We start from the raw sequence: 23,030 nt of genomic DNA, 5'->3' as shown, positions 1-23,030 counted from the left end.
GCTAAGGTTGTTATGATATGAAAATGACATTGCACCTATTATTAAGTTAATTGAGCATTTAAAACGCGCTTGTTGAGTATATAGACAGATTGAGTGTTATATAAACAGTTTTGGCTCCAGCCATTTCTCCACATCTGAATAATAGCTATCCAGATAATAGTAAAATCATAACATTCATATTAAAGGGAAATTAAAATGAAAAGATTTGACGTTACTTATGATGTTTTGAACAATGAAAGAAAAATCATCTCAATAATAAAATCGGCTCATACCCTTGTTATAAGGATGCATCCAGAGAAGATTTTCTCCACCATGATGCTCAGCGCCATCAACGATAACACTATAAAATATAAAATTATTTTCAGAATTCCAAGTGCCAATACCTATGTTGTCAGCATCGATGCCCCCACGGATAGAGTGAGTGAGATCAAGAAAGCTATCGCTAATAATAAAATGGTCAGGTTCGCCGGGTATGGATTTAAAACTGAAAATAGCAAACAGCCATTTATTTATACAGAAAATATATTCGTTCAATTCAATGATGATTTATCCGAATCTGAATGCGAAAAAATAATATGTGGATATACGCTCACTGTTAAGATGAAAATAGCATTTCTTAAAAATGCTTATTTTGTTTCAGCACAAGAAGACACCGGCGACGGCACTTTTACTATTGCCGAAAACATTTTAAATAGAAAGGATATTAAGTATTGTCATCCTGAATTAATTTATCACAAAGAACACAAAATCATTCACCCTAACCAGTGGCATTTAAAGAAAACCACCGTGCGCCATGAAGTTGAGGTTGACGCCAGCGCCAATGTTGAAAACGCGCACAAAATCACCTTAGGCAAAGGCACAACTATCGCCGTCATTGATGACGGTTTCGATATGGGTCATCCGGAGTTTAGTCGTGAAGGAAAGATACTCCATCCTTGTAGCCTATCTGGTACCAACATCGATGATGATCCTACACCGGGCAAATATGATACTCACGGTACGCCATGTGCAGGGGTGGCCTGTGCCGATGGCCGCTATGGTGCCTCTGGTGTGGCACCAGAAGCTAACCTTATGCCAATACGTCAAGTTAGCGGGTTAGGCTCGTTAGATGAAGCTCTTGCTTTCGTATGGGCCGCTGATCATGGGGCTGATGTTATCTCTTGCAGTTGGGGGCCGAAAGGCAGTTTGTCGGCTAACTCAGATGATCCTCAACATGACGTTGTGGCCGCACTGCCAGCATTGACTCGTATGGCTATTGATTATGCTATTGATAAAGGGCGCAAAGGCAAGGGGTGTGTCGTCCTTTTTGCAGCCGGTAACGGCAATGAATCCGTCGAGATAGATGGTTACGCCAGTTATGAATCGGTTATTGCTGTCGCGGCTTGTAATGATCGGAGTACCCGATCCATTTACAGCAATTATGGTAAATCACTTTGGTGTTCTTTTCCCAGTGACGATTATGAAGACCCCACGTTCGGCAACCCTGCCCCTCTAACCACGGGTATCTGGACCACCGATCTGCGTCGTGAATATGGTGATAACCCAGGGGCTAGCACGGCTGTAGGGGATATTTTTGGTAATTATATTAATAATTTTGGTGGGACTTCCAGCGCCTGTCCCGGTGCTGCCGGTGTTGCCGCTTTGATTATTTCAGTCAACCCCACTCTGAACTATCAAGAGGTCAAAGATATCATTCGCGACAGTTGCGACAAAATAGATGAAAAAAATGGAGGCTATGATGAAAATGGTCACAGTGAATGGTATGGATACGGGCGAGTCAATGCGGGCAAAGCTGTGTTGTTAGCCCAAAAGTGGCATCAGGAAATTGTTGAAGTGCCGTAAATAAAGGAAGTGCGGAGAACTGCAGCTCAACCAGCAGTGGTGCAGATGAGGAAGCTGCCTCATCTGCACCCGAAACATTTTCTGCCGCTTAGAAGCCCAAGCTATCTAACAGATCATCAACCTGGTCTTGGCTGGCAATGACGCCAGCGCCATTTTTATCCAGTTGCGGCCCATTGAGTAGACTGTCGGTCGGTTTTTGCGGTTTTGACGGCATATCAGGAATGTTCTCCATCAATACCATTAATAACTGTTTCTCAATTTCTTGCACCACATCCATCATGCGCTTGATAACCTGACCCGTCAGGTCTTGGAAATCCTGCGCCATCATGATTTCCAATAATTGCGCATTGGTAAATGAGGTATGTTGTGGCACCACATCCAGATATTCACGGGTATCAGTGACCAGAGAACGGGCATCTGACAGCTCGATTGGATTCTCAAACCATTCATCCCAGCGAACTTTTAGTGCTTTAGCGGATGACTCAAGTTCATTCTGACGCGGCTGTGCTGCTTCAACACAGTTCAAGGCTCTTTCCGCAGCCTGCGCTGTCATATGAACCACATAGTCCAGACGGTCACGGGCATCAGGAATGGCTTCTGCCGCCTGAGCAATTGCCTGATCAAGACCCAACTCACGCAAACTGTCGCGTAACATCCGCGTCAGTTGGCCAATACGACTTATTATATCACTGGCTGATGCCGCATCTGTTGCGGGCATTTGATGGTTACTCATCTCGCCTCCTTACATACCCAACTTTTCAAAAATCTTATTGAGCTTCTCTTCCAAGGTAGCGGCAGTGAAAGGTTTCACTACATAACCACTGGCACCTGCTTGCGCTGCTGCGATGATATTCTCTTTTTTAGCTTCAGCCGTGACCATCAGAACGGGCAGAGTACCAAGAGCCCCATCAGCACGGATAGTTTTCAACAGGTCCAGGCCATCCATATTCGGCATGTTCCAGTCAGAAACCACAAAATCAAAACCACCCGTACGTAATTTATTCAATGCGTCTACGCCATCTTCGGCTTCTTCCACATTGTTAAAACCCAGCTCTTTCAGCAGGTTTCTGACAATACGACGCATGGTCGAAAAATCGTCTACCACCAAAAATCTGAGATTCTTATCCGCCATACCAACTCCTAAGGTTTGTTGCTCACCGCTGAGCGATTAAATACCAACGCCCGATTTCCACCGGAAAATTTCTACTAGATTCGCAGGGCTTGACCGCTGCTTATCTGTGCCAACATGCGCTGACTTATCTGGTTCAAATCCAGGATTTCATTAACGCCGCCCATCCCAATAGCTTCACGCGGCATCCCGAAGACCACACAACTGGCTTCGTTTTGTGCAATGGTATAAGCCCCTGCCCGATGCATCTCCAGTAAACCGGCAGCACCGTCATTACCCATTCCCGTCAGAATGACACCGACCGCATTACGCCCGGCATACTGCGCCACTGAACGAAAAAGCACATCGACCGAGGGACGATGACGATTAACCGCAGGCCCGTCATGAATACGCACCTGATAGTTTGCCCCACTGCGAGCCAATTCCATGTGCCGATCACCGGGTGCAATATAGGCGTGTCCGGGCAATACCCGCTCACCGTCTTCTGCTTCCTTCACGGTAATTTGGCACAATTTATTGAGCCGCTCCGCAAATGAACGGGTAAAACCCGGTGGCATATGCTGAGTTATCAACAATGCCGGGCTGGTCGGAGGCAAAGGTTGTAACACGGTACGGATGGCTTCAGTCCCCCCCGTCGATGCGCCGATCGCAATGAGTTTCTCACTACTGAGCAACGGCGTATGCGTCAGCATCACCGGTGCATGTTCCGGGCCGCGCTGTGGCAAACGAGCTTTGGCGGCCGTGCGGATTTTCTCTGCAATCAACTCGCTGTAAGCCAGCATCCCTTCTCGGATACCCAGCTGCGGTTTGGTGACAAAATCGATAGCCCCCAATTCCAGCGCGCGCATGGTTATCTCAGAGTTTTTTCCGGTTAATGATGAAACCATCACTACCGGCATCGGCCGTAACCGCATTAATTTCTCAAGAAAATCCAAACCATCCATCCGTGGCATTTCAACATCGAGTGTTAATACCTGCGGATTAAATTTTTTAATCAAATCACGGGCAACCAACGGATCAGGTGCTGCTGCAACCATTTCCATGTCTGGGTGACTGTTAATAATCTCTGTCATTAACTGGCGCATTAACGCGGAATCATCAACGCACAATACTCTGATTTTACTCATCACCTCTCCTTGGTCAGTCCATAAACGGTCTGCCCGCGCAAATAGAATTCCCGACTAATTTGACTGAAATTCTCCGAATGGCCTGCAAACATCAAGCCGCCGGGTTTTAGCAAAGGGACAAAGCGACGCAGAATGCGCTCCTGCGTTTCTTTATCAAAATAAATCATCACATTACGACAAAAAATAGCGTCAAATTGCCCCGGCAACGCCCATTCCGGTGCGAGTAGATTCAATTGCTGGAAATGAATCATATTGGCAAGTTCCGGGCGCACTCTTACCATGCCCTGATGAGGGCCGGTGCCACGCAGAAAGTAGCGTTGCATTTGCTGCGCAGACAATGAGCGCAATTCATCTTGTCGATACACGCCACTGGTGGCTTTCTCCAGGACTTGTGTATCAATATCACTGGCCAATATCTGGCAAGAACCCGACCGATTTCCCAACACATCACACAATGTCATGGCGATGGAATAAGGCTCTTCACCAGTCGATGCCGCCGTACTCCAGACCGAATAACTCCCCGGCCGCTGACGAGCATGCTCTGCCAGAATCGGGAAATGGTGCGCCTCACGGAAAAATGCCGTCAGGTTGGTGGTCAAGGCATTAACAAATGCCTGCCACTCCGCACTGTTAGGATCGGTCTCCAGTAAAGCAAGGTATTGGCCAAAATCGTTAATCCCCAGCAACCTCAACCGCCTCACCAGGCGGTTATAGACCATTTCCCGTTTGTGATCGGCCAGTACAATCCCGGCCCGTTGGTAAATAAGTTGGCAAATGCGTCGAAAGTGAACATCCGACAGCGGCAGCCGTTGAATCATCTGGGTCAAAGGAGACCCAAACTCTTGGGGTGATGGTTTCATCCGGCCTCACCCCACAACACACTCTTTTTTACGCCGTTTGACAATCTGGGGTTTCCTTAACAGCCGCTGTTTTCATGACAAATTGCTTACTACTGCGATCTGCTGACTGCCCCTCCCCGTTGTCGCTATCCTGCTCCAAACGAAAAACAGACACTGCATCGGAGAGCATACCTGCTTGCTCTTCCAGTGCATTAGCCGCAGCCGCTGCCTCTTCCACTAATGCGGCGTTTTGCTGAGTGACCTGATCCATCTGTGTTACCGCGAGTGAAACCTGCTCAATACCCCGGCTTTGCTCATCCGAAGCGGAAGCGATTTCACCCATAATGTCGGTAACCCGAGTCACTGAGCGAACAATCTCTTCCATGGTGGTACCCGCATTTTCCACCAGTGTGGAGCCCTGGCGAACACGGCTAACCGATTCATCGATTAACCCTTTGATTTCTTTTGCTGCCTGCGCACTGCGCTGAGCTAAATTGCGAACTTCGCCCGCCACAACAGCAAAACCGCGCCCTTGCTCTCCGGCGCGAGCTGCTTCAACAGCAGCATTCAGAGCCAGAATATTGGTTTGGAAAGCAATGCCATCGATAACACTGGTAATGGCACCAATCTTCTGCGAACTGGTAGCGATATCATGCATCGTTGTTACGACACTTCCGGCTAGTTCACCACCTTTAGCCGCCGTTCCCGACGCATCTTGTGCCAGTTGTGTTGCTTGACGGGCATTATCGGCATTCTGTTTCACCGTCGCCGTCAGTTGCTCCATACTGGCCGCCGTTTGCTCTAATGAAGCCGCCTGCTGCTCAGTTCTTGCCGACAAATCATTGTTACCGGCAGAGATTTCCTGAATACCCGTTAACATCGATTCTGTCCCATCGCGAACATGGCTAACCGTGGTGATTAGCGACTGTTGCATGGTGCGTAAACTGGCAAACATCTGACTAATTTCATTACGGCCCGTCACAGAAATCTGGGCGGATAAATCGCCTTCGGCAATGCGGTCAAAATGAGAGCGCATGGTTTTTAATGGTGATACAAACATGGTACGCAGCCAGATCAGTGAAGAAATTGCCATTGCGATCACCATTAGAATTGCACCAGCAAAGATCCACATGGCGAGGTGGTAAGCCTGTTGGTTCTGGGTGCCAGCTTCTGCAATCACTTCATTGGCATACTGTAAATACTGCAAGAAATCAGCTTCAAACAGATCTTGAGTTTTCTGGGTGGGTTGATCCATAAAACTCTGCAAATTACCGGCTTCCAGGAAATCGATTAACTCCCGTAATGAACTACGTAAGTTCTGATAACTGTTCTTGGTTGCATCTAACAACTCACCACCGGTATCGCTCTCATCCAGACGAGGTACCGCCAGAAACTGATTAAAATAGAGATCGGCTTTCTGTAGTGAGCTTCGCGCATTACCCATAAGCGCGTTGACTTTCTCCTGAGGAACTTTGAGAGCCGAGCGAGTCGCCGCCCGGTTTAAGGTATTACGCGCCTGAAGTAAGGATACCCAACTGAGGCTTAATGCATCCCGCTGCTGACTGCTGAGATCCACTCGGTTTAAATTTTGATAGTCTGAACGAAATGCAGTAAATGACAGACCACTTGAAATTAACTGTATCGAGCAAATCAACATCAATAACAGGAAAAAGCTGGTAGAAATCCGGATTCGGCCAAACATCGTAACCTCTTCTCAGCCAGCTCGTTGGCCGGCTTCTATTTATCCCCGTCATACTTCAAGCTGCAGGTGTGTTGGCTGCCTTCGCTCACCCCAGTCACTTACTGATGTAAGCTCCTGGGGATTCTCTTAGTTGCCGCCTTCCTGCAACTCGAATTATTTAGGGTATTTTTTTTGTGTAGGGGACTAGAAAGTTTCCCAATTCTCTTGCAGGTCACTTCCCAGTGCTTTTTTAGCAGTGCCGCTCTTATCCTGTGTCGGCTGCTTGGTTTTTCTCACATCTTTTTTGCTACTACTGTTATCCATACGCAGAATAAATACGGACATGGATTGGGTTAGCATACTGGCTTGTTCTTCCAGTGCTGCGGCGGCAGAGGCAGACTCTTCCACCAAAGAGGCGTTTTGTTGGGTCACACGATCCATTTCAGTCACCGCCTGACCTACCTGATCGATACCACGGCTTTGTTCATCGGAAGCTGAAGCGATTTCACCCATGATGTCCGTTACGCGGGTTACCGCATTCACGATATCGCCCATGGTTTCACCGGCACTTTCAACCAGCACAGAACCCATATCGACACGGTTGACTGAGTCTTCGATCAAACCCTTAATTTCTTTTGCGGCTTGCGCACTGCGCTGGGCCAGGTTGCGTACTTCACCGGCGACAACAGCAAAACCACGCCCTTGCTCACCGGCACGAGCAGCTTCGACCGCAGCATTCAATGCCAGAATATTGGTTTGGAAAGCGATGCCATCGATGACGCTGGTGATATCGGCAATTTTCTGTGAGCTACCGGCAATGTCATGCATGGTTTGCACCACGTTCGCGACGACTTTTCCGCCTTTTTGCGCGGTTTCTGATGCACTTAATGCCAGTTGGCTAGCCTGACGGGCATTTTCAGCATTCTGTTTCACCGTGGCAGTTAACTGCTCCATGCTGGCAGCGGTTTCTTCCAAAGAGGCGGCTTGTTGCTCGGTACGCGCTGACAAATCATTGTTACCCGCAGCAATTTCTGATGCGCCACTATAAATAGCATCAGCGCCTAAGCGGACATCGCTGACGGTAGTCACCAATTCAGATTGCATGTGCTTCAGGCTGGCAGCCAAGGTACCCATTTCATTGCGACTATGCACTTCGATATTCTGAGTCAAATCACCGTTAGCAATATGTTTGATATGCTCAATCAAGTGCTTCAGTGGGTTAATCAAGATGTGCTGCATACCCAGCCACACCCCCACAATCACCACGAATACTGCAATCAGTACAAAAACAATCACGCTCATCGCATAAGTGAAGGAGCGGTTACTGTCTTCCACTGCACTGGAGTAAAGACGATCGTTTTGTGTCAGGTAGGTGTTGTAGTCATGCTCAAAAGCATTTTGGAAACTGGAAGTTGGCTGGTCAAAGAATTCATTGATCTTACCGGCTTCCATCAATTGGATAAGCTCGGTCAATGCGCCAAAGTATTGCTCATAAGTTTGTTTTAACTTTTTAGCTGATTCTGGATCTTGTTGGCTATCCAGAGGAATTTGCTCGTAGCTTTTAAAACGCTCTGCCGCCACACCCAAGGTGCCTTTGGCTGAAGCCAAAAGATCATTCACTGTTGGGCCGCTGCCGGTGTGGTTCACATCCATCATGTAGCGAATGCCCGCACGGTTTAACGTATTGCGTGTTTGCAGTAGATTGACCCAGCTTTCATTCAGCACCGACTGTTGTTGACGGATAACTTGTAAAACAGCGAAGTTTTCTTTGTCATTTTTCAGGGAGTTGAAGAAAAGCCCGCCGGAAACCAGCTGTAAGGCACCAAATAGCACTAACACCAACAGCAAGCTGGTGACCACTTTCATACGCTTGAACATGTTATCCCTTCATAAGTACGTCAAAATATAGGTATGTCAAATACGGGTACGCCAAAACATAAGACGTTTAATTAACTGTGTTATCGGCACCAAAGGGGGGAACTTTACCGGGGAGAAAGATTATTTTACCGGGGAGATACCAGGGATTAACAATTTGATCTTGGTGTTCAGCAAAAACTTGGCGCAGAAGGGCTAACTTGCCCTCCCGCTTGATTGAAAAGGTGATGATAATGTGGTCACTGACTCGGCATCGAGTCAAAAACTGACCCCATTAGGCTTAATTAACCTTTCACCACTGAATCGAGCAATGACATCTCTTCGCTGCTCAGCAACTTCTCAATATCAACCAAAATCAGCATCCGCTCACCCAGCGAACCTAAACCTGTCAGGTATTCGGTCGCGAGAGTCACAGCAAACTCAGGGGCTGGGCGGATTTGCTCAGCCGTTAATGACAGCACGTCAGATACACCGTCAACAACAATACCGACGACACGCTGACCAAAGTTCAGCACGATGACGACCGTATTTTCGTTATAACTGACGCCCTGTTGAGCAAATTTAACCCGTAAATCAATAATAGGAACAATAACGCCGCGTAAGTTAGTGACACCTTTAATGAAAGCCGGGGTGTTAGCGATACGGGTCACTTGATCATAACCACGGATCTCTTGAACTTTCAGAATATCAATGCCGTACTCTTCAGCACCCAGCGTAAAAATCAGGAATTCTTGTCCTACCGTTTCGCCAGCCAGCTTCGTGACGGTTGCTAGTCCTGCCATGTTTTTACCCTTCAATCAATAGGTTGAATTTATGTTTATTTTTCAAAGCTCTATGCCCTAAATAATTCGAGTTGCAAGAAGGCGGCAAGTGAATAAATCCCGATGAGCTTACTGTGTTGTAAGTGATTCGGGTGATTGAACGTAGCCAACACGCATGCAGCTTGAAGTATGACGGGCATATTACGCGACGACTACATCATCAGCCGTAACACGCTTTTCCCGGTTTAAGGCCTGCAACGCCGACACATCCACAATTAATGCCACACTGCCGTCACCCAAAATGGTGGCGGCAGAAATACCTGGAACTTTGCGATAATTGCTTTCCAGATTTTTCACAACCACCTGATGCTGGCCAATCAATTGGTCTACCAGCAGGGCATAACGGCGACCGGCGCTTTGTAGAATCACAACAATGCCTTGGGTGGCTTCAGTTTTCGCATTTTCCACATCAAATACCCGGAACAGTTCCACCAGAGGCAGATACTCACCACGCACTTGTAATACGCGTTCACCACCCGCCAGTGGATGTAAATCCTCAGCCAATGGTTGCAGTGATTCCATTACGGCGTTCAATGGTAAAATGAACACTTCATTACTGACTTTGACGGACATGCCATCAAGAATAGCCAGCGTCAATGGCAGCAAGATTCGAATTGAGGTCCCTTTACCGGCCTGGAAACTGACTTGCACATGGCCGCCCATTTCCTGAATATTTCGCTTAACCACATCCATCCCGACACCGCGACCAGAAACATCCGTCACCTGCTCGGCCGTGGAGAATCCAGGGGCGAAAATCAGCATACCGACATCTTCATCACTCATATGCTCATTAACAGCCATACCCTGCGATTGTGCTTTCGCCAGAATTTTCTGCCGATTCAGCCCTGCCCCATCATCAAGGACTTCAATACAAATATTGCCACCTTGATGTTCGGCCGACAGTGTCAGATTACCTACCGGTTGTTTACCGGCCGCGATGCGCGTTGCGGGATCTTCAATACCGTGGTCCAGACTGTTACGCACCAGATGGGTTAATGGGTCGATAATGCGTTCAATCAGACTTTTATCCAGCTCAGTCGAACTGCCAAGCAGTGTCAGTTCAACTTGTTTATTCAGCTTACTGGCCAAGTCGCGTACCAACCGAGGGAAGCGGCTGAATACATATTCCATCGGCATCATACGAATTGACATCACCGACTCTTGCAAGTCGCGTGCATTTCGCTCCAACTGACCCATGCTATTGAGCAAGTCGCCGTTAATCACCGGGTCTAAAGTACTGGAACGCTGAGCCAGCATTGATTGAGTGATGACTAATTCACCCACTAAGTTAATCAGTTGGTCTACTTTCTCAACCGCGACTCGAATACTGGTGGATTCACTGGCTTTCGCTTTAGGTTTGACATGCTCCGCGCTGGCTGGCTGGGCAACTGCGGCCTCAACCTTAGGTGGATTCTTGATTTCAGCAACAGCGGCGGCGGTAACTTGAGGCACTTCAGCAACCGGCGCGACGACAGCCACTTCAACTTCAGATGCTTGGGCCGACTCGGCTTGGACAAAGCTAATCTGCTCCGGCTCTAGCACAAAACAGAGCACGGCACTGATGTCATCTTCACTAACAGAGGTAATCAGGGTCGCTTCCAGGCTATCTGCACCTTGGTGCGGATCTTTGACTTCACCCAAATTGCCCAGTTCTTCCAGCATCAGCGGGATTTCTTGCTCTTTCAAACCCGATAGACGGATGCGCATTCCCCCCTGAACTAAAGCCGGAGACTTGCTGTTGGCCTTGGCTTCAGCAGTCGGAGTGGCCGCTTTATCCGTAGTCGCCACATTATGGGTAGTTTGTTGTTCTAAAGCTTCGAGTGCCAGTTGGCGCAATGCATGGCAGATATACTCAAAACTTTCTGCATTAGGTTCTTGAGAGGTTTTGTAGGCGTCCAACTGTTCTTGCATAATATCTTTCGTTTCCAAAAACAGGTTGATGATATCAGTGCTCAAGCGCATCTCGTCGCGGCGGGCACCATCCAACAGGTTTTCCAACAGATGGGTTGTCTCTTGTAATACCGAAAAACCAAATGTCGCAGCGCCGCCCTTAATTGAGTGAGCAGCACGAAAAATGGCATTGAGTTGTTCATTATCAGGTGCCAGCGGATCCAGCAATAACAGGTGCTGTTCCATATCTGCCAGCAATTCATCTGCTTCATCAAAGAAAGTCTGATAAAACGCGGTAATATCCATGCTCACGGTGTCACCTCTACTGTGCGTCGCGGCTTGTCGGAGAGACCGGTGCATTACTGGCAGGTGCCGCTGGCAACGATGTCGTTGGCCCACTGGTCACTCGAGTAATGTTCTCCGTGCTCGATTGTTGTGTTTGTGGTGCTGTTGCAGGCGGTACCACCGCTTTCACAGACTCAGTTGCCGTCGCTGACGAAACTGTTGTTGTCGAAACTGTTGTTGTCGAAGCTGATGTTGTCGAAGCCGATGTTGTCGAAACAGCCGCAGGTACAGATGCTGATCCGCTAGTGCCAGATTGTGCTGTGGGTATCGCTGCGCTCGTCGTCGCTGGCGGTGTCACAACAGTAGCGGGTGATGTCAGCGCTGGTGTTGTTCCCGTGGAATCAATCTGTTTTAAGCTCTCGGCCTTTTCTATATCGAGCGCTTTGTTATCTAAATTCTCGTGCTCAATATCATGTTGAGTCTGTTTATTCAGAACCAGGATACTGATACGACGGTTAACCGGGTCATCTGATGCCTGCTCTTTTAAGCGCATCGTCGATGCCATGCCTACCACACGTAATACTTTGCCTTCATCCAAACCACCGGCCAGTAACTCACGCCGCGAAGCATTGGCACGATCTGCCGATAATTCCCAGTTGCTGTAACCCCGTTCACCGGAAGCATACGGCAAGTCATCGGTGTGGCCAGACAGACTGATCTTATTGGGAATGTCATTCAGAATTGGCGCTATAGCACGCAAAATATCGCGCATATACGGCTCGACCTGAGCACTCCCCATCTTGAACATGGGCCGGTTTTGGCTATCGATAATCTGAATTCTCAGCCCTTCATCCATCATGTTAATCAACAGATGTGGCCGTAAAGCTTTCAGTCTCGGGTCTGATTCAATTAATTGATCCAGTTTTTCCCGTAACTTATTAAGCCGATATTCTTCTTTGCGGCTTTCTTCAGAATCAATGTGCTTGCGCACTTCACCCACTTGTTGGGTGGGATCATCGCCACCGCCAGGAATTGGGCTGGTACTGTCGCTGCTTTTCTCACCGCTGGACAGTGCAACTTTCAACGGCGTACGAAAATATTCTGCAATTTGCGTCAGCTCTTGCGGGCTGGAAACTGACAGCAACCACATCACCAGAAAGAAAGCCATCATTGCTGTCATAAAGTCAGCATAAGCAATTTTCCATGACCCGCCATGATGGGCTTGACCATGTTTGGCTTTGCGCTTTTTGACCAGAATAACGGGGTGGTTCTGATGCTTCATGCGTCCTCTTCTGTCGCTTGCGGTGCCGGAGCTTTCACTCTACGCACATGCTCTTCCAGCTCAATGAACGAAGGACGTTCTGTGGTGTAGAGCGTTTTACGACCAAATTCCACGGCAATTTGCGGCGCATATCCGTTCAGACTGGAAAGCAAAGTCACCTTGATGCACTGCATCATTTTGGTGGTTTCTGCACTCTGTTGACGTAGCAACGTCGCTAACGGTGAGATAAACCCATATGCCAGCAAAATACCGAGGAATGTCCCTACCATTGCATGGGCAATTAACGCTCCGAGTTCTGCGGCTGGCCGGTCTGCGGATGCCAAGGCATGCACCACCCCCATAACGGCGGCAACAATACCGAATGCAGGTAGAGAATCGCCGACCATCGCCAGACTACCGGCAGGCACTTCGCATTCTTGCTCGTGAGTTTCGATCTCTTCATCCATCAAGGCTTCGATTTCAAAAGCGTTCATATTCCCACTGACAATTAACCGCAAATAGTCGGTAATAAATTCCACTAATATCTTATCGGCCAAAATTCTCGGATAATTAGAGAAAATTTCACTTTCCAATGGGCTTTCTATATCCCGCTCCAATGACAGCATTCCCTGTTGACGGGATTTTGCTAATAAGCGGTACAGCAGCGCCATTAAGTCCATATAGAGGACTTTATTATATTTAGAGCGGCGCATCAGTTTTGGCAGTGCCTTCATTGTGGCTTTTATTGCTTTACCATTGTTACCCACAATAAACGCACCAATACCCGCCCCGCCGATAATTAAAAATTCAGCGGGTTGATATAATGCGCCTAAGTGACCACCTACAATGATGTAGCCGCCAAAAACCGCACCTAAGACCACGATATAACCCAAAATAACTAACACGCGATATCCTTAGCAAAGTGTGTGGGTGGAAGGTGAGGCGTTAGCACCCTTTGAGGGTCATGAGTTGCCATTAACGGGTGACAGAAACGGTATCCATACCGCTGCTATCACCGAAAATTCTGACAACTCAAAGAAACTCAAACTGCGCGTCTAACCTGCTCATCCAGCAGTTGTGATGTAATATCGGCAGATTGCGGAGAAAGTTTACGTTTTTTTACTGCGCGGGAAGGTGGCTGGCAGAGACTGCAAACAAAGCTGTTTCGTGGCTGATGCGCATGGGTGATAAAAGTCCCACCACAGCAGTTGCAACCCGAAAGTTGTAACATGCCACTGTCAACGAAGCGAACCAAGGTCCAGGCTCGGGTTAGCGCCAGTAATGGCGGTATTCCGGACTGATCTGGGCACTGTTCGAGATAAAGACGATAAGCCTTAATAACGGCCTCAACACCGGTGCATTGCCCACTTTTTAGTAAGAAACTATAAGCGTTATAAAACATCGATGAATGAATATTTTGTTCCCAAGTCATAAACCAATCGGTCGAAAACGGTAACATTCCTTTAGGTGGAGGGCTGCCTCTCAGCTCTTTATAGAGCTTAATTAAACGCCCCCGGCTGAGTTGCGTCTCGCTTTCTAACATCTGCAAGCGCGCACCTAAAGTTATCAACTCCATTGCCAAATGAATGTCTTTGGCTTCTTGAACAATACTTTTCTCAACCATCGGTCATGCTCTTTTCTTAGACGCACTACCGTCTTTTAACGATAGCTCGTGGAGTAAGTGACTCGACAATAAAATTCCGGTATGGATTTGCTGCAAGTCATCCACACGAGATTCTTTCGTCAGATGATGAATTGTATTGTGGTCACTGAAACGGAAATGACAGACCAATTGGTTAGTCTCAGCTAATTTAACCATCTGCGGTAATGTTAACTGCGATAATGCATCGGCCATGGTATCTGTAATACCGAGACGAAACATCGCTGAGGCTTTCTCATCGTTAATTAACCGTTGTGCTAAAAGCAAGTATGACAAATTAATATCATAAATATGTTTGAGTAATTCAGACGTACTCATTTTACACATCCCGACTGATTATGTTTTAAAACATAAGTTGGATGATAGTATTCCTCACCCAAGACCTGGGATCCTTCCCGTTATACAGTTAATTAGAACCTATAGAACTAAAAGTAATTGAAACCTACTGGTGCAACATTGCAAAAATACCGTTTCGGTATGAAATGACATGTCGTCTATCTGGCAGTTTGATTTTAAGCTGCTCTGATTCTGATATTGCATCTTCGACATGAAACTTTTCTTACAAAATATTAGGAATAATCCTAGAGAGGCCCAACTCTACTCCCGAATCGTTAGCACATACAATGTGACTAGTGATTCATTTTAAATGTAATGTGACGTAGATCACAAAAATAAAATATAAATTCATTATCGATACCTTTTTTTGGCTGTTTTTTGACCTCCTGTGCGTTCAAAAAATAGCCAGAAGTCAGAAAAGAGCTAAAAAACTAAGGATATAGGCCCAATTCTTAGTGTTTTTAGATCAATTCGAACAAAAGCATCCCTAAAGCAAAATAGCAGAATATAAATCTGCCTTAACAACAAATTATCAGCATTAAGGCCTAAGATGTGACTTTATAACTCGGAAATTCCATAAGTAACCTTCCGGAACTATTTTGTTTTAACGAATATTTATGCGGCGCCAAAAGTGCTTTTTGTCGTTTACTTATTAACCTATTCGCCTTTTTTCGTTAAAAAGATCGATGATGCGTATTATAAAAGGCAGCAGAGGTAACCACATGTTTCACCTTTGCTGCGCACTTCCCTTTTCATCGAGCGCTTTTTCAACTTTGGTCTATATCCGTATTTTTGCAAGGGAGTTGTAAGAGAAATGTAAGAAATATTAATTAATAATGTTTGAAACATAAGTTTCACATATCTCTTCCTGAGCATTAACTCTATTTAACCCTATGCTATAAATGGTTTTTTTCCTTGTTCGATGTCAAATGTGACTAACATCGCATTTCTTAAAAGTGTGATCCCCTAACCTTTACGCTATAGCCGTGCTTATGGGAGCTTAATAATGGGATACAGGAATGTATTAGTTGCAGTAGCCCTTTCACCCGATAGCCAACAATTGGTGAATAAAGCGGTTTCTATCGTCCGACCTTATGATGGCCGCGTCTCATTAATTACCCTGACAACGGAACCGGAAATGTACAGCAGCTACGCTGCTCCGATGTTGGGTGATTTACGCTCGGTATTGGAAGAAGAGGCGCTGTTGTTTATGGAGGAGTTAGCTATTAATGCTGATTATCCCATTGAGAAGCGAAATGTTGTTCATGGTGAATTCGCCGAGAGTATGGCTTATTTTTGTCAGCAACAACATATTGACCTGGTGATATGTGGCAACCACAGTACAAGGTTGCTCAATAAATTCTCCTGCTCAGCTGCTCGGTTGATTAATACCAGTACAGTGGATGTGCTAATCGTCCCTCTCTAATCAGGCAGCCCTCTTCTCTCTAAAGGCGTTCGCCGCCCCCAATGGCAACGCTTTTCTCACTCTTGCGCACTATTAGCTGAACTCCTTCTGAAGAGTTCTACTATGATTTTCAGCGCTCACTCTTTTTAATACCCGTATTGAATGACTCCAAATAAGGGAATCTGATGACTCAAGATAAAATAAAGAATCGCCGCATTCTATTGGCATCACGCCCTCACGGCATACCTACTCACGAAAACTTCACCTTAGACACTCAACCCATTCCGCAACCGGCAGCAGGTCAGGTATTACTGCGTACTCGCTACCTGTCTCTTGATCCTTATATGCGGGGTCGAATGAGTGATGCGCCATCTTATGCCACTCCAGTAGAGGTGGGGGATGTGATGGTAGGGGGTGCTGTCTCACGGGTTGAAGCCTCACAACATCCGGACTTCCAGGTTGGGGATTGGGTACTGGCTCGTAGCGGCTGGCAGGATTATGCGTTATCGGATGGCTCTGATATTCGCAATCTGGGGCCGCAACTCTCTCATCCCTCCCGCGCACTCGGTGTGTTGGGGATGCCGGGCTTTACGGCTTATATGGGATTGTTGGATATTGGCCAGCCCAAAGCAGGTGAAACATTGGTCGTGGCAGCGGCCAGTGGGGCCGTTGGTTCCGTCGTCGGGCAAATAGGTAAATTGAAAGGATGCAAAGTTATCGGTATTGCTGGCGGGGCAGAAAAATGCCGCTATGTCGTTGAGGAGTTGGGGTTCGATGCATGCATCGACCATAAGGCAACAGATTTTGCGCAACAACTCGAAAAAGCCTGTTCAGCAGGCATTGATATTTATTACGAAAATGTGGGCGGTGCTGTTTTCGACGCGGTATTACCCTTATTGAATCCGCGTGCCCGTATCCCGGTTTGCGGCTTGATAGCTCGCTATAACGACACAGAATTACCGGACGGCCCGGATCGTTTACCACTGTTGCAAAGCATCATTTTGCGCAAACGCATTCGGATGCAAGGATTTATCATTTTTGATGACTATGCCCCGCATTTCGATGACTTCTTACAGGAGATGACACCTTGGGTCGAGCAAGGGAAAATCAAGTTCCGCGAAGATTTGGTTGATGGATTGGAAAATGCGCCACAAGCCTTTATCGGCCTATTGGAAGGTAAGAACTTTGGCAAGCTGGTTATTCGTGTCAGTAATGAATAATCATCGTAATACCGGGGCCTATTTGGCCCCGGATATCTTTATGACATAAACATCAATATACGTTGTTAGAACCACTTGCCGAAACGGCGGATATAAAACTGCTTCATCAATTGCGCAACAACACAGTAGCTAATTAAAGTACCGGCTAACCATGGGAAATATTGCCATGGTAATGGTTGCAAACCAACCAATGTTCCTAATGGTGAGAATGGAATATAAATGCCTATCGCCATAATGACACCGGTGGTTAATAACACTGGCAGTGCCGCTGTACTTTGAATAAACGGAATTTTTTGTGTGCGCAACATATGAACGACCAATGTCTGCGACAATAAGCCCTCAATAAACCAGCCTGATTGGAACAAAGCTTGATGCTCGACACTGTTGGCCGCAAAGACAAACCACATCAATGCAAAGGTAGTAATGTCAAAGATCGACGAAGTTGGCCCAATCCATAGCATAAAGCGACCAATATTTTTAGCATCCCACTTGCGCGGTTTACGTAAAAACTCTTTGTCCATTTTATCCCACGGCAGAGAGAGCTGAGAGATGTCATACATCAGATTTTGTAGTAATAAGTGAATGGCAAGCATGGGCAAGAATGGAATAAATGCACTGGCCACCAACACGGAGAAGACATTACCGAAGTTCGAACTGGCGGTCATATTCAAGTACTTGATGATATTACCAAAAGTCTCACGTCCTTTAATCACGCCCTCTTCCAACACCATCAAATTCTTTTCCAGTAAGATGATATCGGCTGACTCTTTGGCAATATCTGTGCCCGTATCAACGGAAATCCCCACATCAGCATCGCGCAATGCCGGGGCATCATTAATACCATCACCAAGGAAACCGACGGTGTGGCCGTTGCTTTGCAGCATTTTCAAAACACGTGATTTTTGCAGCGGTGTTAATTTGGTGAACACCGTGCGCAACTCCACTTCTCGCGCCAGCGTGACATCATCCATGTTCTCGATATCAAGGCCACTCAGTGGCTCGCCTGGCTCCAGCCCCACATCGCGACAGATTTTAGCCGTAATAATCGGGTTGTCACCGGTTAATACTTTTACCGCAACGCCATTTTCACGCAATGCTGCAATCGCCGCCTCTGCACTCTCTTTGGGTGGGTCAAGGAACGTCAACAACCCTTGAACAACCAACTCGCGCTCATCATCAATATTTAAAGGTAATTCACTGAGTTGCGTCCCCAACTCGCGGGTTGCCAGTAGCAGAACACGAAAACCGTCTTCATTATATTGTGTAGCCAATGCCAACAATGAGGTGCGGCGAGTTTCATCCAGTGGATAAATATCATCACCTTCACGCACATGAGTACAGATGCTCAGCATCTCCTCCACTGCACCTTTGCAAATCAATGTCTGATGCTGCTGTTCATCTTTCACCACGATAGACAAACGGCGGCGAATGAAATCAAACGGTAACTCGTCCACTTTATTAAAACTGCGCAAAGCATCAATTTCTGACTTGCCACGACTGAATTTGATAACCGCTTGATCCATCAGATTGCGCATACCACTTTGATGGAAGCTGTTGAGCCATGCCAGCTGTAATATTCTGCTGTCATTGCTGCCACGTGCATCTAAATGGTGTTCAAGAATGATCCGGTCTTGCGTTAATGTCCCAGTTTTATCGGTACATAATACATCCATAGCACCGAAATTCTGTATAGCATTCAGCCGCTTAACCACCACTTTGCGTCGCGACATCGCTATCGCGCCCTTAGCCAGGTTAGAGCTGACAATCATCGGCAACATTTCAGGTGTCAAACCAACGGCTACCGCCAACGCAAACAGCGCCGCCTCACTCCAATCGCCTTTTGTGAATCCATTAATCAGCAATACAATCGGTACCATCACCAACATAAAACGGATCAATAACCAGCTAACACTGTTAACTCCCCGGTCAAACGCGGTTTGCGCGCGGTTGCCCACAATAGACTTAGCAAGCGACCCGAAATAAGTATGCCCTCCAGTAGCAACCACCACCGCCATTGCTGTTCCACTGGCAACGTTAGTCCCCATCAGACAAATATTCGACAACTCAAGCAATTCACTCTCGCTGCTGGCATCCGCCTCGACGGATTTTGGTGCTATAGCCCCCATTGCATCATATTTCTCAATGGGTATGGCTTCTCCTGTCAGGATTGCCTGGCTGATAAACAAATCCCTGGATTTAATCAGTCGCAAATCAGCTGGGATCATATCCCCGGCAGATAACAAAATAATATCGCCCGGCACCAATTGCTTAATGGCAATTTCCTGTTTTGCCGGTTGAGCACTATGGCTGCTACGACGCAGTACCGTCGCCGTGGTGCGCACCATCGATTTCAGTGCTTCGGCAGCTTTGTTGGTGCGGTATTCCTGCCAAAAACGCAATAACCCACTAATTAAAACCATCGTCACGATAATGCTAACGCCGACCAGATCGGTTTCCTCGCCCCGCTGCAAAGGTAACCAATAATCAGTCACGAAGCTGATTGCCGCCAAAATCATTAAAACAAAAATAAAAGGGTTATTAAATGCAGCCAATAATTGAATCAGTGCCGGAGGTGCTTTCTCATGTGCAACTTCATTAAGACCGTATAACTCTAGCCGTTCTTTAGCATCTTCCTCTGTTAGTCCGTTTAAATTAGCATTCAGCTTGGACAAAGTTTGATCCAAGCTATTTTTAGCCTCTAATGCAATAGTAAAAGGTTTCTTATTATTATTGCTGCGGGCTGTACCTGTCTTTTGAAATTTGGTCATAACGCTTCTCTTTTAATTCTAAACGCACAGGGTTTATCCGCTCAATTATTGAGAGATAAATGTGCCGAACTATTATGGCGCTGCCAATTTTTATATTTAATTAGCAGCAGCTAATTAAGTTAACTCCGGGGTGATCGTCCATAACAACTCCTTACTACCACATGGGTTAGCATTATTTATTGACTGCTAATTTGAAAAGTATATTAATTCCATGACTTATACAGGTAACTCTGAGGCGATGCGCCAATGAATAGCACTAACACTCCGCTCCAGACTGACCCGACATACAATACTTTCAATTTCTTTTTGCGCTGCTGGCGTCGCCATTATTTCAGCACAGACTTCTAATTGCCCTGGCTTAGCAATATCGGCACTGCATAATGACTGCAACCGTAATGCCACACCATTGAGGGCCTGTAAAATAAGAGTACGAACCAATACTTCATCTTCCGCGCCACAAGTTACTTGAATGCGGTAACGAACTTCTAAATCAACGGCTTGCTGCTGAGGCTGCATATTAATACGTTGCGCGGCCTCGCGTAGCAATATATTGGCGCATAGAATAACTGCTGTCGCCACAACAGCATTCCAATACAATCCCAGGCCACAAAGCACGCCAATCCCTGCAGAGCACCACAAAGTTGCCGCCGTGTTCAGGCCTCGAATATTCATGCCCTCACGCATGATAACGCCAGCCCCAAGAAAACCTATTCCTGAAACCACTTGGGCAGCAATACGCCCTGGGCTATCAGGAGAGGTGGCATAGGAACTGAGAATAAATACGGCCGCACCCGTCGCAACTAATGCATTAGTCCGTAATCCAGCCATCCGCTGACGCCATTGTCTTTCGGCACCAATTAACGCGCCCAAACACATCGCCAGTAATAAATTCACAACAAAAGGAGTTAATGCCATGATTCTCTCCATGAATTAATCATTGGTAGAATAATCATGTGCTATTTAGCACACAGGTCATTGTGCTGATATATACCTAACGGTAAATCAGCAATAACGGGTGCTAACGCCTGGAGGAAAGAGTGCGTGGCTGTTAAATACCATAATAAAAACCCAAACTAATAAACTCAAAATATCATCATTGAGTTAGAAAACTATAGGGTATGCACAGCTCAGGAAATACAGAGAGGGTGCTGCCCGCCATGTTTCGGCAAGCAACAAATCGGTCGGGAGATGAGTTAACTTGCCTTGTTTATTTGACTACTACTTTGCGTGTCCATTAGTTTCTCCACCGAAATTTTTCAAGAGTATAGTTTCCAATGATAATTATGTAAAGGTTATATTTCTAAACAAAACTTAAACCAATTGGAGGTTAATTAAATAATAGAAATAGCAGTGTATTTTATGTCGAAAATTAATAACACCACATCATCGCGTATCATTTTGCCCAAAATAAGGCGACTACGGCAAAGTATTCACCTTGTTGCTACACTGCAAACATAAAGTTTTCACTGGAGTTTTTCATGAAAATATCGCAAACAGCAACGATGACTCACCAATTGTGGAGCAGCTTGGGTTATGCCGATTTACCTGATACCTCATTATTATTCACCGGTGAAGGGCAACTGCCATCAGCATTCCCCGTCAGCCAACTGGCTGGTGCATCCATTGCCACGGCGGGATTAGCGGTTGCAGCATTAATCAAAGCAAAACATGGTTTAAACCCACAAGTCACTGTTGATCAGCGTTTGGCTTCGTTGTGGTTTGCCTGGTCATTAAAACCGATTAACTGGCAATTGCCCTCCGCATGGGATGCCATCGCCGGCGATTATCAAGCCAGTGATGGTTGGATTCGTTTACATACGAATGCCCCTCACCATCGTAGCGTAGTCGAGCGACTATTAGGGCCGCATAAACATAAAGCAGCCGTAGCGGATGCAGTCAGTCGCTGGAAAGTCAGTGAGTTGGAGCATGCAGTTATCACCTCTGGTGGATGTGCTGCCCAAATGCATTCCCACCAATACTGGCAACAACATATGCAGGGAAAGAGTGTCGCACGAGAGTCAATATTTGCCGCTTTCGATCATCCGCAGGTAACCGCCCCCACTTGGGAAATCCCGCTGACGCAGCCATTGGCAGGTATGCGAGTACTCGATCTCACTCGTGTACTGGCGGGCCCCATCGCTACCCGCTTTCTGGCTGGGTTAGGAGCTGATGTCTTACGTATCGATCCCTTTTCCTGGGATGAACCGGCTATTGAGCCAGAAGTCACCCTAGGCAAACGCTGTGCGCGATTGAATCTTACTAATCACCATGACCGGCTTATCTTTGAAGCATTATTGCGTCAGGCAGATATCATTATCCACGGTTACCGAGCAGGTGCATTAGAAGGATTAGGCTACGGAGCGCAACAGCGGCGACAATTATCCCCAGGATTAGTCGATATTTGTCTGAATGCCTATGGCTGGAGTGGTCCTTGGCGTAGCCGACGAGGTTTTGACAGCCTGGTACAAATGAGTTGCGGCATTGCCGAAGCGGGGATGAGATGGCAAAACACACCGCACCCGTTCCCCCTTCCAGTGCAAGCGTTAGATCATGCCACCGGTTATTTGATGGCGGCAGCAGCGATACAAGGCTTGATTCAGCGCCTGATACAAAATACCGGTTACAGTGCCCGCCTATCTTTAGCCCGTACCGCCAATATATTGATTGATACTCCTTATAAGCCGGATAACATCAATTTAAAAACCAGCAGTGCAACAACCGAAGATTATCAATTGCAACCCGAAATGACTTATTGGGGCCCTGCTTTACGTTTACGTGCACCACTATCCTTATCAACAACCCAATGGTCTTGGGGGCTTGTCGCCTCTCCTCTTGGCAACGCTACTGCGCAGTGGCTTCAATAGAGCGTCCCTAACTGGCGCGCGACGTAT

18 protein-coding genes are annotated in these 23,030 nt (G+C 46.8%); 4 read left to right on the top strand and 14 right to left on the bottom strand.

The window, feature by feature from the left end; genetic code table 11:
* Positions 1 to 195 precede the first annotated feature (195 nt).
* The gene (hreP, locus tag QSV56_RS16880; protein WP_301212997.1) at positions 196 to 1,842 is read left to right on the top strand and encodes a subtilisin/kexin-like serine protease HreP; all 1,647 of its coding nucleotides are present in this window, start codon (positions 196 to 198) and stop codon (positions 1,840 to 1,842) included.
* A gap of 88 nt (positions 1,843 to 1,930) precedes the next feature.
* On the opposite strand, the gene cheZ is transcribed toward hreP, so the two are convergent.
* The 12 genes from cheZ to flhD form a co-directional block, all read right to left on the bottom strand.
* Positions 1,931 to 2,575 (bottom strand): protein phosphatase CheZ, encoded by a 645-nt coding sequence (gene cheZ, locus QSV56_RS16875; protein ID WP_005164477.1) that lies wholly within the window; start codon positions 2,573 to 2,575, stop codon positions 1,931 to 1,933.
* Positions 2,576 to 2,584: 9 nt separating this feature from the next.
* A complete protein-coding gene (gene cheY / locus QSV56_RS16870) occupies positions 2,585 to 2,974 on the bottom strand; it encodes a chemotaxis response regulator CheY (protein ID WP_005164479.1) in 390 nt (129 codons plus the stop codon).
* 74 nt (positions 2,975 to 3,048) lie between these two features.
* Entirely contained in the window at positions 3,049 to 4,098 is a 1,050-nt protein-coding gene (locus QSV56_RS16865; protein ID WP_005164481.1) for a chemotaxis response regulator protein-glutamate methylesterase, read from the bottom strand.
* Complete coding sequence (cheR, locus tag QSV56_RS16860; protein WP_019080859.1) at positions 4,098 to 4,958, bottom strand: protein-glutamate O-methyltransferase CheR; 861 nt, start codon at positions 4,956 to 4,958, stop codon at positions 4,098 to 4,100. The genes QSV56_RS16865 and cheR overlap by 1 nt, the downstream gene beginning before the upstream one ends.
* A gap of 28 nt (positions 4,959 to 4,986) precedes the next feature.
* A complete protein-coding gene (locus QSV56_RS16855; protein ID WP_050131829.1) occupies positions 4,987 to 6,639 on the bottom strand; it encodes a methyl-accepting chemotaxis protein in 1,653 nt (550 codons plus the stop codon).
* A 183-nt stretch (positions 6,640 to 6,822) separates the two neighbouring features.
* On the bottom strand, positions 6,823 to 8,496 hold the full coding sequence (locus tag QSV56_RS16850) for a methyl-accepting chemotaxis protein (protein ID WP_019080861.1): 1,674 nt from the start codon (positions 8,494 to 8,496) through the stop codon (positions 6,823 to 6,825).
* Positions 8,497 to 8,777: 281 nt separating this feature from the next.
* Entirely contained in the window at positions 8,778 to 9,275 is a 498-nt protein-coding gene (gene cheW / locus QSV56_RS16845) for a chemotaxis protein CheW (RefSeq protein WP_005164488.1), read from the bottom strand.
* A 180-nt stretch (positions 9,276 to 9,455) separates the two neighbouring features.
* Positions 9,456 to 11,510, bottom strand: coding sequence for a chemotaxis protein CheA (gene cheA / locus QSV56_RS16840; protein ID WP_046051169.1), 2,055 nt, complete (start codon positions 11,508 to 11,510; stop codon positions 9,456 to 9,458).
* A gap of 16 nt (positions 11,511 to 11,526) precedes the next feature.
* Complete coding sequence (gene motB / locus QSV56_RS16835; RefSeq protein ID WP_046051170.1) at positions 11,527 to 12,771, bottom strand: flagellar motor protein MotB; 1,245 nt, start codon at positions 12,769 to 12,771, stop codon at positions 11,527 to 11,529.
* Positions 12,768 to 13,655: a flagellar motor stator protein MotA gene (motA, locus tag QSV56_RS16830; RefSeq protein WP_019080864.1), complete on the bottom strand. Its 888-nt coding sequence runs from the start codon at positions 13,653 to 13,655 to the stop codon at positions 12,768 to 12,770. Before motA ends, motB begins: the two co-directional genes overlap by 4 nt.
* Before the next feature lie 137 nt (positions 13,656 to 13,792).
* Entirely contained in the window at positions 13,793 to 14,374 is a 582-nt protein-coding gene (gene flhC / locus QSV56_RS16825) for a flagellar transcriptional regulator FlhC (protein ID WP_005164496.1), read from the bottom strand.
* A gap of 3 nt (positions 14,375 to 14,377) precedes the next feature.
* Entirely contained in the window at positions 14,378 to 14,728 is a 351-nt protein-coding gene (gene flhD, locus QSV56_RS16820; protein ID WP_005164498.1) for a flagellar transcriptional regulator FlhD, read from the bottom strand.
* Between the two features lie 1,024 nt (positions 14,729 to 15,752).
* Between flhD and uspC the strand changes: the two genes are divergently transcribed.
* Together uspC and QSV56_RS16810 are read left to right on the top strand one after the other, a co-directional pair.
* Entirely contained in the window at positions 15,753 to 16,172 is a 420-nt protein-coding gene (gene uspC / locus QSV56_RS16815) for a universal stress protein UspC (protein ID WP_019080865.1), read from the top strand.
* 164 nt (positions 16,173 to 16,336) lie between these two features.
* Positions 16,337 to 17,371, top strand: a complete 1,035-nt coding sequence (locus QSV56_RS16810) for an NADP-dependent oxidoreductase (protein WP_301212996.1) — start codon at positions 16,337 to 16,339, stop codon at positions 17,369 to 17,371.
* A gap of 65 nt (positions 17,372 to 17,436) precedes the next feature.
* Here the strand turns inward: QSV56_RS16810 and mgtA are convergent, their stop codons facing one another.
* Positions 17,437 to 20,139, bottom strand: a complete 2,703-nt coding sequence (gene mgtA / locus QSV56_RS16805; RefSeq protein ID WP_050122726.1) for a magnesium-translocating P-type ATPase — start codon at positions 20,137 to 20,139, stop codon at positions 17,437 to 17,439.
* A 216-nt stretch (positions 20,140 to 20,355) separates the two neighbouring features.
* A complete protein-coding gene (locus tag QSV56_RS16800) occupies positions 20,356 to 21,054 on the bottom strand; it encodes an MgtC family protein (protein ID WP_019080867.1) in 699 nt (232 codons plus the stop codon).
* Between the two features lie 563 nt (positions 21,055 to 21,617).
* On the opposite strand from QSV56_RS16800, the gene QSV56_RS16795 reads away from it, so the two are divergent.
* Entirely contained in the window at positions 21,618 to 23,003 is a 1,386-nt protein-coding gene (locus tag QSV56_RS16795; protein ID WP_301212995.1) for a CoA transferase, read from the top strand.
* The last annotated feature ends 27 nt before the right edge of the window (positions 23,004 to 23,030 follow it).

Source organism: Yersinia sp. 22-579, from assembly GCF_030433455.1.
Taxonomy (GTDB): Bacteria; Pseudomonadota; Gammaproteobacteria; order Enterobacterales; family Enterobacteriaceae; genus Yersinia; species Yersinia enterocolitica.
This window is presented reverse-complemented; position numbering and strand designations above follow the sequence as displayed.